Origin of the sequence: Asanoa sp. NPDC049573 (assembly GCF_040676615.1) — a bacterium.
Taxonomy (GTDB): domain Bacteria; phylum Actinomycetota; class Actinomycetes; order Mycobacteriales; family Micromonosporaceae; genus Asanoa.
Genome location: NZ_JBFAPI010000003.1, coordinates 211,279 through 224,018, shown reverse-complemented (window position 1 = coordinate 224,018; position 12,740 = coordinate 211,279). Strand labels below are relative to the sequence as shown.

Below are 12,740 nucleotides of genomic sequence, written 5' to 3'. Positions count from 1 at the left end.
CAACAACCCGCGCCCCGCGCCTCCGCCACCAGCAACCCGCGCCCCGCGTCCCCGCCGCCAACAACCCACGCCCCGCGCCTCCGCCACCAGCAACCCGCGCCCCGCGTCCCTGCCGCCAACAACCCACGCCCCGCGCCTCCGCCACCAGCAACCCACGCCCCGCGTCCCTGCCGCCAGCAACCCGCGCCCGCGACGGGCCCGAGCAAACAGGCCCGCCCGACGCGGACCTGGCCTCCCTGGCGGGAGCGACGGTCGTGCCCATCGCGGACCCGAGCAAAGAAAAACCCGCCACCCCGAAGGGTGACGGGCTTTTCCCGCAGAAGCTCAGACCTCGGTGTCGCGGAAGTTCTTCACGATGTTGGGGTCGACCGGGACGCCCGGGCCCATCGTCGTCGTGAAGACGACCTTGCGGAGGTATTTGCCCTTGGCGGCCGACGGCTTGGCCCGGAGGACCTCGTCGAGGACCGCGGCGTAGTTGTCGACCAGCTGCTCCTCCGAGAAGGAGGCCTTGCCGATGATCAGGTGCAGGTTGGAGTGCTTGTCGACGCGGAAGGTGATCTTGCCGCCCTTGATGTCGGAGACCGCCTTGGTCACGTCCATGGTGACCGTGCCGGTCTTCGGGTTCGGCATGAGGCCGCGCGGGCCCAGGATCCGCGCGATCCGGCCGATCTTGGCCATCTGGTCCGGCGTGGCGATCGCCGCGTCGAAGTCGAGCCAGCCCTCTTGGATGCGGGCGACCAGCTCGTCGCTGCCGACCTCGTCGGCGCCGGCGGCGACGGCCTCGTCGGCCTTGGCGCCGGCCGCGAAGACGATCACGCGGGCGGTCTTGCCGGTGCCGTGCGGCAGGTTGACCGTGCCGCGGACCATCTGGTCAGCCTTGCGGGGGTCGACGCCGAGGCGCATCGCGACCTCGACCGTCGGGTCGAACTTGACCGTGGTGGCGCCCTTGGTGAGCTTGACGGCCTCGCTCGGGGTGTAGAGCTTGTCCCGATCGATCTGCTCCGCCGCCTTGCGGTAGCTCTTGCTGCGCTGCGTCATTTCTGTCTATCTCCTGTGGTAGTTGGCGGGCCCCGTCTGCGGCGGCCCTCCCACGAACTAGGTCAGTCGCGGACCGTGATGCCCATCGACCGGGCGGTGCCGGCGATGATCCGCTGGGCGTGCTCGATGTCGTTGGCGTTGAGGTCCGACATCTTGCGCTCGGCGATCTCGCGCAGCTGGTCGCGGCTCACGGAGCCGACCTTGGCCGACTGCGGAGTGCCGGAGCCCTTGGCCACGCCAGCGGCCTTGATCAGCAGGCGGGCGGCGGGCGGGGTCTTCAGCACGAAGGTGAAGGTGCGGTCTTCGTAGACGCTGATCTCCGCCGGCACGATGTCACCGCGCTGGGCTTCGGTCTCCTTGTTGTATTGCTTGCAGAACTCCATGATGTTGACGCCGTGCTGACCCAGCGCGGGGCCAACCGGCGGCGCGGGGGTCGCCTGACCCGCCGGCAGCTGCAGCGTGAAGGTCTTGACGAGCTTCTTCTTCGGAGGCATGTCTCTTCCTGGGCTTGATGGACTCTCGGCCGGGGATGTGCCAAGGCACGCGCACGGTCAAGCGCGGCCCCGGCGGGCCGACGTACAAGCGTAACTCAGCGGTTTTAGATCTTCGCGACCTGGTTGAAGTTGAGCTCGACGGGCGTCTCCCGACCGAAGATCGAGACGAGCACCTTGAGCTTCTGCTGGTCGGCGTTGATCTCGCTGATCGTCGCGGGCAGTGACGCGAACGCGCCGTCGGTGACCGTCACCGAGTCGCCGACCTCGAAGTCGAGCACCTTGACCTCGACCTTGGTTTTCTTCGTCTGCTCGGTCTCGACCGCGGGCGCCAGCCACTTGAGCACCTCGTCGAGCGACAGCGGCGCGGGCCGGTCGGCCCGGTCGGTGGCGCCGACGAAGCCGGTCACCCCAGGCGTGTTGCGCACGCAGGAGTAGGACTCCGGGCTGAGGTCCATCCGGACCAGGATGTAGCCCGGGAAGACCTTGTTCTGCACCTGGAGCCGCTTGCCGTTCTTGACCTCGACCTCTTCGCGGGTCGGCACTTCGACCTGGAAGATGAACTCCTCCATGTCGAGGCTGGTGATCCGGGTCTCGAGGTTGGTCTTGACCTTGTTTTCGTAGCCGGCGTAGGAGTGCACGACATACCAGTCGCCGGGCGCGTAACGCAGCTTCTGCCGAAGCTCGGCAACCGGGTCGTAGTCGTCGTCGGGCTCGACCAGCGCGGTCTCGTCGCCGGTCTCGCTCTCGTTGGTCTCGGTGTCGCCGGTCGCGGCCTCGATCGAACCGTCGGTGTCCGCCGTGGCCACCGACGACTGCTCGTCGATGATCTCGCCGGTCTCGTCGTACTCAGGCACGCTCATTCACTTCCGTCTGTTTGTGGCCGGGGCCGCCGGCCAAGTCGCTTGTCGCCTCAGTTGCCGAAGACCGCGAGGACGCCCTTGGCGAACCCGTAGTCCAGGACGGCCACGATCGACAGCATCACCGCGACGAATACGACGACGACCGCGGTGTAGGTCAGCAGTTCCTTGCGGGTCGGCCAGATGACCTTACGCAGCTCCGCGACCACCTCGCGGAAGAACCGGGCGATCCGCCCGAAGAACCCCACGCGGCCGGTTTCGGTGCGCTTGCTGGTGCTCTCGCCGGTCTTGGCTACGCGCGAACGCGTCGCGGTGCCGCCCCGGGATACGGGTTCGTCCTCGTCATCGGTGGCGTCGTCGTCGACAGCGTCGTCGAACGCCTCGTCATCAAGGCGGTCGTCGGCGAACTCGTCGTCGCGCCGATTTTTTTCGGCCACTTCGCCCTCCGTCGCGGTCGTGGAACTCGGTCACGCCGACCTTCGCGGCTCCGTGGGGCCGGGCATCGCCGTTGGGCGCTGCGCGGCGGTGCAATCCTCGGAAGCCGGTCAGGCCATAGGCGCAGGGGTGACAGGACTTGAACCTGCAGCCTGCGGTTTTGGAGACCGCTGCTCTGCCAATTGAGCTACACCCCTTTGCGGGTTGCAACCCTACGAGCGCAAGCAGCGTCGCAGGAGTCACGGACCCCACGGCGGACCAGTGTACGGGTAGCGGACCTACTTTCCCAACCGGGTGGTTCGGACCGTAGCGCGCGCCTGGGAGAGCACTTTCTCCCCCGCGCAGACCGCCGTGATGGCCAGCACGGTGTGACCCTCGTCGGTGGTGCTCTTGACCTCGGCGGAGACCTCGATCTCCGTGCCGGTCTCGTCGTCGGGGACCGGAACCGGCCGGCTGAACCGGACGGAGTAGTCGACAACGGCGTCGGGCGCGCCGGCCCACTCGGTGACCGCACGGCCCACGAGGGCCATGGTGAGCATGCCGTGTGCGATAACGCCCGGCAGGCCGACTTTGGTCGCGAACCGCTCGCTCCAGTGGATGGGGTTGAAGTCGCCCGAGGCGCCGGCGTAGCGGACCAGATCGGCCCGGGTCACGGTGAACTTCTTGGTGGGCAGGTCCATCGCGTCAGCCCTCCCCGCGGATGACGAGCTTCGACCAGGCGACGGCCACGGGCTCGCCGGCGGCGTCGGTGATGTCGGTGCGCGTGGTGATGAAGTCGTGGCCACCGCGCGAGATGACCTCGGAGATCACCTGGCGGCCGACCAACTCGTCGCCGGCCACGATCGGGCGGGTGTATTGGAAGCGCTGGTCGCCGTGCACCACCCGGGAGTAGTCGATCGCCAGGTCGGGGTCGTCGACGACCGCGTTGTTGGACGCGAACGACACGACGGTCGGGAAGGTGGGCGGCGCGATGACGTCGGCGTAGCCGAGCGCCCGGGCCGCCTCGGGGTCGTGGTAGGCCGGGTCGGTGGCTCCGATCGCCTTGGCGAACTCGCGGATCTTCTCGCGACCGACCAGGTAGGGCGGGGTCGGCGGATAGCTGCGGCCGACGGCCGACGGGTCCAGGGGCATGCAGGAATCGTAGAACGCGGCGGCGCCGACGCGGTGTAGGCGGGTGTTGCCTATGTGTTGACAGCACAACGGCCGGCACCGCCAGAGGCGGGCCGGCCGGTGAAAGCTCGGATCAGGTGTTAGCGCGTCTCGCGGTGCACGGTGTGACGGCCATCGCGCGGGCAGAACTTCTTCAGCTCGATGCGGTCCGGGTCGTTACGCCGGTTCTTCCGCGTGATGTAGTTGCGCTCCTTGCACTCCGTGCACGCCAAAGTGATCTTGGGACGGACGTCGGTCGCCTTGGCCACGGCGGGGTGCCTTCCTCGAAACGGGTGTCTACCTACCGGCCGACCAGACTACCTGGTGGCACGGTCATCCAGCAAAACGGGCGCCAGCGGCGCCCGGATCACAAGTAGCGGTGGCCGGACTTGAACCGGCGACACAGCGATTATGAGCCGCTTGCTCTGCCAACTGAGCTACACCGCCGCGGGTGGAACAGAGCCCCCTTACGGAATCGAACCGTAGACCTTCTCCTTACCATGGAGACGCTCTGCCGACTGAGCTAAGGGGGCGCGCGCGATCTAGCTCGCTGACGCGCAGGGGTAAGAGTACACGGCTGTTGTCAGGCCACGAAATCGGGATACGGGTGTCGTGAGGGCGGCTTTCACGGCACCGCGCGGAGCCGCCTGACCTCACCCGCGGCGGTCGATTCGGCCTCGGTCTGCGCCGAGAACCAGGCCTCCAGCCGCTCGTAGGGCAGCGGCCGGCTGAACAGGAAGCCCTGCCCCACCTCGCAGCCGATGTCCTGCAGCAGCTCGAGGGTCAGCTCGCTCTCGACGCCCTCGGCGACCACCGTCAGCCCGAACTGCTGCGACAGCGTCACGACCGCGTTGACGATCGCCAGGTCGGCCGGGTCGGTCGCCATACCCTGCACGAACGAACGGTCCACCTTGACCTCGTGTACGGGCAGCCGGCGCAGGTAGGACAGCGACGAGTAGCCGGTGCCGAAGTCGTCGACCGACAACCGGACACCGATGTCGCGCAGCCGGCGCAGGGTGGGCATCGGCCGGTCGGTGCCGTCGAGGACGCCCTCTTCCTTGATCTCGAAGGTCAGCCGGTGCGGCGCCACGCCGTACTCGCCGAGCAGCTCCTGCACCCGGGTCGGGAAGTCGGCGTCGATCAACGTGCGGGCGGCCAGGTTGACCGAGATCGACAGCGGGTGGTCGGTGGCCGCCCAGTCGCGGCAGCGCCGCAGACCCTCCTTGAGCACCGCCTCGGTCAGCTTGGCGAGCTGCCCGGTGTGCTCGGCGACCGCGACGAAGTCTTCCGGGGGCACGGCGCCGTGCACCGGGTGCTCCCAGCGGGCCAGGCACTCGACGCCGATCAGCCGGCGGTCGGTGAGCGTCACCTTGGGCTGGAAGTAGACCTCGAGCTGGTCGTTGTCGAGCGCGTCGCGCAGGTCGCCGGCGAGCGCGAGCCGGCGCACCGACCGCGACTCGAGGCCCGCGTTGAAGAGCTGGACGCTGCCCGGCACCGTCTTGGCCGCGGTGGCCGCGAGGTCGGCCCGTTGCAGCAACGTTGCCGCATCGCTGCCGTGGTCGGGGTAGACGGCGATGCCGACCGCGGTCTCGACGTCGAGGGTGAGCGAGCCGAACCCCATCTGGTCGCGGATCTGCTCGCGCATCCGGCCGGCCAGCGCCTGCGCGGCCTCGGCGCTGTCGACCCGGAGGGTGACCGCGAACTCGTCGCTGCCGAGCCGGCCGACCAGCGCGCCGGACGGCGCGCAGGCCCGCAACCGCCGGGCAACCTCGGTCAACACCTGGTCGCCGGCGCCGTGGCCGAGCGACTCGTTGACCTGACGCAGCCGGTCGACGTCGAAGAGGAGCAGGGCGACGTGCTCGCCGGGAGCGCCGACGCCGACCGACTCTTCGATCGCGGCGGTGATCCGGCGCCGGTTGGCCAGCCCGGTGAGCGAGTCGTGGTAGGCGTCGTGCCGCAGCCGCTGCACCAGCCGCGAATTCTCCACCGCGACGGCGGCGTGCGCGGCCACCGTCTCCAGCAACTGCGCGTCGGTCGGCCCGAGGGTCGCCGACTCGCCGAGGCGGTTGGCCACCTCGAGCGTGCCGATCACGGCGGCACCGGCCCGCAGCGCGACGACGATCGCGTCCTTGGAACCGGCCGCGTTCAACACCCGGCGCAGGGACTCGTCGCCGATCTTGTGGCCGATCGCGACCGTCTCGCCGGTCTCCCGGACCTGCCGGCGGATCGCCTCGGGCACGCCGGTGAGGTCGACCAGCCCGGAGTCGTCGACCCGGGCGGTCAGCAGCACTTCGGGGTAGCGGCCCAGGGCCGGCAGCCAGAGCGTGGCGTATTCGACCTGGAGCAGGGCGCGCACCCGGTGCAGGAGCACGTCGGTCAGCGTGTCGTTGTGTGGTGTGTCGGCGATCGCCCGGGTCAGCTCGTAGATCTCACTGAGCGTGCGGTGTTGACGGACGAACTGCGTGTAGGACCGGTAGGCGATTACGAAGCAACTGCCCAGGGCGGCCAGCAGCAGGACGGCCCAGGGGCCCTGCTGGAAGATCACGAGGGTGATCAGGCCCGTGGTGATGTTGATGCCGGACACCACGTACCCGGGCAGGATGATCTGGAGCAACACCCGGTTGGGAATGCGACCCTGCACCAGGGTGATCACGCCGACGGTGGCCGCCAGCGTGAACGTGGCCATCCCGGCCACGGCGACCGCCAGCACGGCCCACTCATACGGACCGGCGTCCTTCGGCGCGCCCTCGACGTGGAGCGGGCCGAGCGTGAAGACGATCAGGCAGGCGAACGCGGTGCCGGCGGCGTTGCTCGCGCCGTTGAACCACATCTTGACCGGCGTCGACCGGCGGACCTGCCGGGAGATCAGCAGCGCCAGGACCCGGGCCAGGATCAGCGTCAGCGGCGGGATCCAGTAGAGCGCGAGAACCGTCGGGATCTCTGTCAGGATGACCTTGAACGCCTGCCGGCGGACCTGGAACACCAGCGGGGAAAGGTCGACGAGCAGAAAGAGCCCGAGGAAGAGCAGACCGAGCAGCCACGAGCCGGCGAACGGCTTCTCGTTGAACGCGAGGAAGAGGGTGACCAGGACGGCGAACAGCCCCATGGGCCCGGTGATGAGCCAGGCGAGATCCTCGGAGCGTCGAAGGTTGTTACGCGCAGCGGCCACCATCTAACGCCTTCGTCTGGGCGCCAGAACAGCGCCGGCTACGTCAGCCCCAGTCCCAGGAAAGGCTGGCGACCACGGCTTCGTTGAACGTCTGGGAGACGGCGGGGGCGACGGAGTCTGCGCCGGCGTGGTCCACGTAGGTCTCGGCAGAAGCGATCCCACCAACGACCAGAGCGCCGAACCCGAGAACGACGAAGACCGCAGCCCGACCGACCCAACGGCCGAACAAGCGTGCGCGCATCTGACTGCTCCTGTCGCGAAGTGTGGCTTGGTGAGTAAGGAGATGGTGCCACATCATGCATGGCGACGCACAGAGCATCTGGCCAGGCCCGAACCATCGGCAGATGAAAACCCAACCAATCGTATGAGGCCAACCTTAACCATTGCTTTGGTCGGTCGCATTTGTCCAGTCCAACCTGACCGTTACGGCGTACAACAGGAACAATCCGGGGATGACCGGACGACCCCGAACGGTGGACGTACCGCCGCGCGCAAGGGTCCTGTTCGAGTGCGAGCGGCGCGGGCGGGCGGCCGTGGTCGATGGCTGCGTGGCGCTGCTGACCGGCGCCGACGACCGGGACGTGCCCCTCATCCTGGTGCTCGGTGGCCCGGCCGCATCGTGGGCACTCGATCCAGCCGACGGTGGGCCGGAATCTTCGCGCTGGTACTGGGTCCGGGTCTGGGCCGCGCGGGGGTTGTTATGGGCCTGGGACGACCGCGCGACATCGACGATTGTCGGGGCCATGCACGACCGCGAGTGGCGGGTCCGGGAGATGGCCGCGAAGGTCGTCGCCCGCCATCGGATCGGCGACGCATTAGCGGCCGTGACTATGTTGCGAAACGACCCCATCCCCCAGGTACGCGCAGCGGCACAGCGCGCAGTCGTCGCAGTGACCGCGGCCGGCGCCTGACCGCCCACCGGCGGGTTTGATCTAGATGATGGAGACATGCATTTTCTTGCGGATGGCGCATACGGTCGGTCAGCTGACAGGCGCCGGCCGCGGCGGCCACTGCCGGTGCGCGTCGTCGCTCGGGCTCATCAGCCCGATCTGGTGCCCGTCGGGGTCGGCGACGATCGCGTAGCGGGCACCCCAGAACGCGTCGAACGGCACCTGGCGGCTCTCGTACCCGGCGTCGACGATCTCCTGCCAGAGCGCGTCGACCTCGGCCCGGCTCCCGAGCCCGATGCTGATCACCCCGCTGCCCGGCTGCGCGGGCGGTGAGCCGCTGTTCCAGAGCCGGACCGACTCGACCTCGTCGAGCTCGATGCTCATCCCGTTGGGGAACGCGAACTCGACATGTGGCCCGGTCGGCTCGGCGTGCCAACCGAGCAACCGGTAGAACGCGAGACTCGCCGACAGGTCACCCACGACAAGGTTGACCTGACCCGGCATAGGACCATTCATGGCTATCAGCGTGGCACGCACAGGCGCCTATCGACGCGATTCCCAATGAGGTTTTCGGTGCCTTATCGGCAGCGGGTCGCACTACACCGGACGAGAACGGCCCCGGACCGAGTTTTAGCCGGTCAGGGGCCGTTGCATCGTGCCTGTGGCGGGTGAAGGATTCGAACCTTCGTAGCTTTCGCGACGGATTTACAGTCCGCTCCCATTGGCCGCTCGGGCAACCCGCCAGGGCGTGCCGCCGCACTGGATGCGGCAGCGGAAGCAAGGATAGCGGTAGCACCGGCCCGGAACGCAACCGGGTACGGTCGGCATGTCCGCGCCTGCCGTGCCGGCGCGACATCGCCAGAACACCGCACCGAGCAGGAGCATGATCATGGCAGCGAACCCGTCCTTCGATGTCGTCAGCAAGGTCGACCAGCAGGAGGTCGACAACGCCGTCCGGCAGACGGAGAAAGAGCTTGCGACGCGCTTCGACTTCCGCGGCACCGGGGCGGAGATCACCTGGGCCGGCGGCGAGAGCGCCGTCAACCTCACCGCCGAGACCGAAGAGCGGGTAAAAGCCGCGCTCGACGTGTTCAAGGAGAAGCTGGTCAAGCGCAACATCTCGCTCAAGTCGCTGGACGCCGGCGAACCGCGCGCCTCGGGCAAGACCTTCAAGATCGACGCCAAGATCGTGCAGGGCATCGACACCGACAAGGCGAAGGCGATCAGCAAGAAGATCCGCGAGGAGGGCCCGAAGGGCGTACAGGCCCAGATCCAGGGCGACCAACTCCGCGTGACCGGCAAGAAGAAAGACGACCTGCAGGCCGTGATCACCCTCCTCAAGGGCGGCGATTTCGGCGTCGCCCTGCAGTTCACGAACTACCGCTGAACCAGATCGACCCGGGTCCGTCGGGGGCACGACCGCTGCTCCCGCCGGGCACCGCTCGCTCCGCTTCGCTGCCAGGTCCGCGGCACACAATCTTGACCGGCGGCCCGCAGGGCGGCCCAACCAACGCCTCCTACGGCGCGGCTGACCTCGACCGCCCGACGAACGCCCGCCCACCACGGCGGAGCCGACCTCAGCTCGCCCGGCCAATGCCCGGCCGCCACGGCGGGCCGACCTCAGCCCGCCCGGCCAATGCCCGCCCGCCGCGGCGGAGCCGATCTCGGCCCGACCCCACCGGCGCACGGCCGCCACGGCGGAGCCGACCCCAGCCAACCCAACAAGGGCCGCCCACCACGGCGGAGCCGACCTAAGCCCGCCCACGGCGGAGCCGACCCCAGCCAACTCGACAAGGGCCGCCCACCACGGCGGAGCCCACCTCAGCCCGCCCGACCGGCGCCTGCCGCGACGGCGGAGCCGACCCTGGCCCGAGCGGCGGGCCGCGCGGGCCGGCCGAAGATCGGGCCGCCGGGCCCGCCGCTCGGGCTGCGAACCGGGATGCACGGTATTGCGCCTACCGGCTACGGCAGGGTTCGAAGGCTTGGACCAGGCCTGACACTCCCGCGCCACGGTGGCGTCCGTGGGACCCTGGCCAGCGCCGTGCTGATCAAGGACGACCACCCACGCCCCGAGATGGGTGGGAATTGCGAAGGTTGTCGAGGCCTCTTGCGCCGACTGATGCGACGCCGAGCACGGGAGCGACATCCGCTGTTGCTCGCTGTCAGCGCCACATCCCACCGATAGCGGCCCAGCCCCGTCGGTGTCTTTAAGGCCATACATGTTTTGGCATGTACTTACATGCCAAAACATGTGCGGCCCGGGAGACACCATCGCCGGGCGTCGCGCCGAGGACAGGAACCGTGCCCGCGGCGGTGCAAGGGCGGGCTACACGCTGTCTGGGGTCAGGGCGCTTTCAAGGCGTACCGCCGCGGCTTTCTCCGAACGGGCGATCGGGCCGCCTGCCGGCGCCGCGACCAGTGCGGCCGCGGCGACCGCTAGGCCGGCGAAGACGAAGGCCCACGGGACGCCGGCCTTGTCGATCAGCCAGCCCGCGGCGGCGCCGCCGAAGGCTGAGGCGCCTACCGAGACGGTGACGACCCACGTGTAGGCCTCGTTGAGCATCGAACCCGGCGCGATCCGGCCGACCATCGTGTTCTCCAGGGTCAGTGCCGGCGCGATCACGACGCCGCCGAAGACCAGGGCGATGCCCAGCGCTGTCGGGGTCGGCATCACCGCGAAGACCGCGAACGTCGCTGCGAGCAGGCCCAGCAGCACGGCGAACTGGCGGGTCAGGTTGTCACGGAGCTTGCGGGTGCCGAACCAGAAACCGCCGGTCGCGCTGCCTACCGCCCAGACCGCCAGGAGGACGCCGGCGAGGCTGTCAGGGTCGGCGACGCCCTCAGCGGACGCGAACGCGGGCACCGTGATGCCGGTCGCCCCGAACGCGGTGCCCAGGCCGAAGACGCAGAACAGCAGCGACGGGAAGCCGCCGATCCGCAGGGGGCCGAGGCCCTTGGCGTGCGCGGACTTCGGATGCGGCTGCCAACCGCGCATCACCCGGCCGAGGGCCACCACCACCGTGCCGACCAGGGTGACGATGCCGGCGCCGGCCAGGGCCGCGGTGGCGTCGGCGACCAGCACGAAGCCGGCGACCAGCAGCGGGCCCACCACGAAGACGAGTTCGAACAGGGCCGTCTCGGCGGCGAGCGCGATGTTGCGCAACGGGTAGCGGCCGGTCGACGGCGCGGTCACGTCGTTCCACGCGCCGCGCAACGCGGCGCTCATCGGTGGGTAGGTCGCGCCGGCCACCGCGGTCGCGCCGTAGATCACGGCCAGGCCGTGGCCGTGTGCGAGCAGCAGCGCCAGCAGGGCCAAGGGGTGCGCCACGGCGGTGACCAGCAGGACCGGGGTCGGGCCGACCCGGTCGGCGATCCGCCCGGCCAGCGGGCTGAGGACCGCGCCCGCCACCGCGTAGATGGCGCCGGCCACGCCGGCCAGCGAGTAGCGACCGGTGACGTCTTCGACGACGAGCAGCAGCGCGAGCGGGGTCATGCCGATGCCGAGGCGGCCGATGATGCCGAAGATGAACAGCGTCGGTGCACCCGGGATCCTCCAGACCACCAGGTATTGCCGAAGCGCTGCCACCTGCGAACCCCACCCCTGTAACGACCGGAAGACCAGCCGAACCTAACGGTCGACTGGTCTTCCGGCCTACTTGTTTACGAGGTGACGCGGGTTACTGGAACTGCACCGGCCCGACCTGGCGGTTGGACATCTCCTCCAGCCGGCGGATCCGCTCGGCCATCGGCGGGTGGGTGCTGAACAGCTTGGCCACGCCGGCGGCGTTGAGCGGGTTGGCGATCATCAGGTGCGCCGTGGTGGTGAACTGGTTGTCGGCCGGCAGCGGCAGCTGCCGCGCGCCCCGGTCGATCTTGCGCAGCGCGCTGGCCAGGGCCAGCGGGTCGCGGCTGAGCGCGGCACCTGAGGCGTCGGCCTGGAACTCACGGTTGCGGCTGATCGCGAGCTGGATGATGCTCGCGGCCAGCGGGCCGAGGACCAGCATCGCGAGGAACACGAGCGGGTTGGGGCCGTCGTCGTCGTCACCGCCGCCGATCGGCACGAACCAGGCCAGATAGGCCAGGAACGTGATGATGCTGCTCAGCGCGGCGGCCACGCTGGAGATCAGGATGTCGCGGTTGTAGACGTGCGACAGCTCGTGGCCGATCACCGCCCGCAGTTCGCGGTAGTCGAGGATCTGGGTGATGCCGGTGGTGACGCAGACCGCCGCGTGCGCCGGGTTGCGGCCGGTGGCGAACGCGTTGGGCTGCTGGGTCGGGCTCACGTAGAGCCGGGGCATCGGCTGCCGGGCATCCGCGGCGAGTTCGCGCACCATCTGGTAGAGCGCGGGGAACTCAGCCTCGCTGACCGGTCGGGCCCGCATCGACCGCAGGGCGATCTTGTCGGACCAGAAGTAGCTGCCGGCGTTGACCGCGAGCGAGATGATCGCGGCGATGACCAGGCCGGAGCCGCCACCAACGCCGACGCCGATGCCGAGAATGAGCGCTGTGAGCAGGCCTAGTAGTGCGGCCGTCTTGAGGCCGTTGTAATGCCTGTGCAACGCGTCCCTCCTTCAGAACGCGGGTGGGTGAACCCGCTGTCCGGTTCAACACCCCGTTCCCCATCGACGATGCCCGCAGTCGCTGAGAATTCGCTGAAAGCGGCCCGCCGACGGCGAGGTTGCGGCCCGAAAGACCGATTTTTCGGGTA

The 12,740-nt window shown here is 69.2% G+C and carries 14 protein-coding genes and 4 tRNA genes; 2 read left to right on the top strand and 16 right to left on the bottom strand.

The genetic code is table 11. The features are described 5' to 3' along the window. Positions 1-324 precede the first annotated feature (324 nt). From rplA to AB0J74_RS07920, 12 genes are all read right to left on the bottom strand, one after another. Positions 325-1,038, bottom strand: a complete 714-nt coding sequence (gene rplA / locus AB0J74_RS07975; protein WP_363445876.1) for a 50S ribosomal protein L1 — start codon at positions 1,036-1,038, stop codon at positions 325-327. Positions 1,039-1,100: 62 nt separating this feature from the next. Beyond that, positions 1,101-1,532, bottom strand: a complete 432-nt coding sequence (rplK, locus tag AB0J74_RS07970) for a 50S ribosomal protein L11 (protein ID WP_363445874.1) — start codon at positions 1,530-1,532, stop codon at positions 1,101-1,103. Between the two features lie 104 nt (positions 1,533-1,636). Then, positions 1,637-2,386 carry a transcription termination/antitermination protein NusG gene (gene nusG, locus AB0J74_RS07965; protein WP_363446590.1) on the bottom strand — a complete coding sequence of 250 codons (750 nt, stop codon included), beginning with the start codon at positions 2,384-2,386 and terminating at the stop codon, positions 1,637-1,639. 56 nt (positions 2,387-2,442) lie between these two features. Continuing rightward, positions 2,443-2,826, bottom strand: a complete 384-nt coding sequence (gene secE, locus AB0J74_RS07960) for a preprotein translocase subunit SecE (RefSeq protein ID WP_363445872.1) — start codon at positions 2,824-2,826, stop codon at positions 2,443-2,445. Positions 2,827-2,948: 122 nt separating this feature from the next. Next, positions 2,949-3,021 (bottom strand) — tRNA-Trp (locus AB0J74_RS07955). A gap of 81 nt (positions 3,022-3,102) precedes the next feature. Then, on the bottom strand, positions 3,103-3,504 hold the full coding sequence (locus tag AB0J74_RS07950; RefSeq protein ID WP_363445870.1) for a MaoC family dehydratase: 402 nt from the start codon (positions 3,502-3,504) through the stop codon (positions 3,103-3,105). Positions 3,505-3,508: 4 nt separating this feature from the next. Beyond that, the gene (locus AB0J74_RS07945; RefSeq protein ID WP_363445868.1) at positions 3,509-3,955 is read right to left on the bottom strand and encodes a MaoC family dehydratase N-terminal domain-containing protein; all 447 of its coding nucleotides are present in this window, start codon (positions 3,953-3,955) and stop codon (positions 3,509-3,511) included. Between the two features lie 119 nt (positions 3,956-4,074). Continuing rightward, entirely contained in the window at positions 4,075-4,242 is a 168-nt protein-coding gene (gene rpmG, locus AB0J74_RS07940; RefSeq protein WP_030436491.1) for a 50S ribosomal protein L33, read from the bottom strand. A 105-nt stretch (positions 4,243-4,347) separates the two neighbouring features. Continuing rightward, positions 4,348-4,420, bottom strand: a tRNA-Met gene (locus AB0J74_RS07935). A gap of 13 nt (positions 4,421-4,433) precedes the next feature. Beyond that, positions 4,434-4,506 (bottom strand) — tRNA-Thr (locus AB0J74_RS07930). A 92-nt stretch (positions 4,507-4,598) separates the two neighbouring features. Then, positions 4,599-7,145, bottom strand: coding sequence for a sensor domain-containing phosphodiesterase (locus tag AB0J74_RS07925; RefSeq protein WP_363445866.1), 2,547 nt, complete (start codon positions 7,143-7,145; stop codon positions 4,599-4,601). Positions 7,146-7,185: 40 nt separating this feature from the next. Further along, positions 7,186-7,383 carry a hypothetical protein gene (locus AB0J74_RS07920; protein ID WP_363445864.1) on the bottom strand — a complete coding sequence of 66 codons (198 nt, stop codon included), beginning with the start codon at positions 7,381-7,383 and terminating at the stop codon, positions 7,186-7,188. A gap of 211 nt (positions 7,384-7,594) precedes the next feature. On the opposite strand from AB0J74_RS07920, the gene AB0J74_RS07915 reads away from it, so the two are divergent. Next, entirely contained in the window at positions 7,595-8,053 is a 459-nt protein-coding gene (locus AB0J74_RS07915) for a HEAT repeat domain-containing protein (protein WP_363445862.1), read from the top strand. Between the two features lie 69 nt (positions 8,054-8,122). Here the strand turns inward: AB0J74_RS07915 and AB0J74_RS07910 are convergent, their stop codons facing one another. Next, on the bottom strand, positions 8,123-8,548 hold the full coding sequence (locus AB0J74_RS07910; protein WP_363445860.1) for a VOC family protein: 426 nt from the start codon (positions 8,546-8,548) through the stop codon (positions 8,123-8,125). A gap of 146 nt (positions 8,549-8,694) precedes the next feature. Continuing rightward, a tRNA-Tyr gene (locus AB0J74_RS07905) sits at positions 8,695-8,775 on the bottom strand. Positions 8,776-8,921: 146 nt separating this feature from the next. Between AB0J74_RS07905 and AB0J74_RS07900 the strand changes: the two genes are divergently transcribed. Continuing rightward, entirely contained in the window at positions 8,922-9,419 is a 498-nt protein-coding gene (locus AB0J74_RS07900; protein ID WP_363445858.1) for a YajQ family cyclic di-GMP-binding protein, read from the top strand. Between the two features lie 939 nt (positions 9,420-10,358). Here AB0J74_RS07900 and AB0J74_RS07895 read toward each other — a convergent pair. Both AB0J74_RS07895 and htpX read right to left on the bottom strand, forming a co-directional pair. After that, a complete protein-coding gene (locus AB0J74_RS07895) occupies positions 10,359-11,618 on the bottom strand; it encodes an MFS transporter (RefSeq protein WP_363445856.1) in 1,260 nt (419 codons plus the stop codon). A 91-nt stretch (positions 11,619-11,709) separates the two neighbouring features. Further along, on the bottom strand, positions 11,710-12,591 hold the full coding sequence (htpX, locus tag AB0J74_RS07890) for a zinc metalloprotease HtpX (protein WP_363445855.1): 882 nt from the start codon (positions 12,589-12,591) through the stop codon (positions 11,710-11,712). Positions 12,592-12,740: the final 149 nt, after the last annotated feature.

Excerpts from the sequence above, each read along its gene's own strand:
- rplK (WP_363445874.1), bottom strand. The coding sequence starts at position 1,532 with ATGCCTCCGAAGAAGAAGCTCGTCAAGACCTTCACGCTGCAGCTGCCG.
- AB0J74_RS07950 (WP_363445870.1), bottom strand. The coding sequence starts at position 3,504 with ATGGACCTGCCCACCAAGAAGTTCACCGTGACCCGGGCCGATCTGGTC.
- AB0J74_RS07910 (WP_363445860.1), bottom strand. The coding sequence starts at position 8,548 with ATGAATGGTCCTATGCCGGGTCAGGTCAACCTTGTCGTGGGTGACCTG.
- rplA (WP_363445876.1), bottom strand. The coding sequence starts at position 1,038 with ATGACGCAGCGCAGCAAGAGCTACCGCAAGGCGGCGGAGCAGATCGAT.
- AB0J74_RS07920 (WP_363445864.1), bottom strand. The coding sequence starts at position 7,383 with ATGCGCGCACGCTTGTTCGGCCGTTGGGTCGGTCGGGCTGCGGTCTTC.
- AB0J74_RS07915 (WP_363445862.1), top strand. The coding sequence starts at position 7,595 with ATGACCGGACGACCCCGAACGGTGGACGTACCGCCGCGCGCAAGGGTC.
- AB0J74_RS07925 (WP_363445866.1), bottom strand. The coding sequence starts at position 7,145 with ATGGTGGCCGCTGCGCGTAACAACCTTCGACGCTCCGAGGATCTCGCC.
- AB0J74_RS07945 (WP_363445868.1), bottom strand. The coding sequence starts at position 3,955 with ATGCCCCTGGACCCGTCGGCCGTCGGCCGCAGCTATCCGCCGACCCCG.
- AB0J74_RS07900 (WP_363445858.1), top strand. The coding sequence starts at position 8,922 with ATGGCAGCGAACCCGTCCTTCGATGTCGTCAGCAAGGTCGACCAGCAG.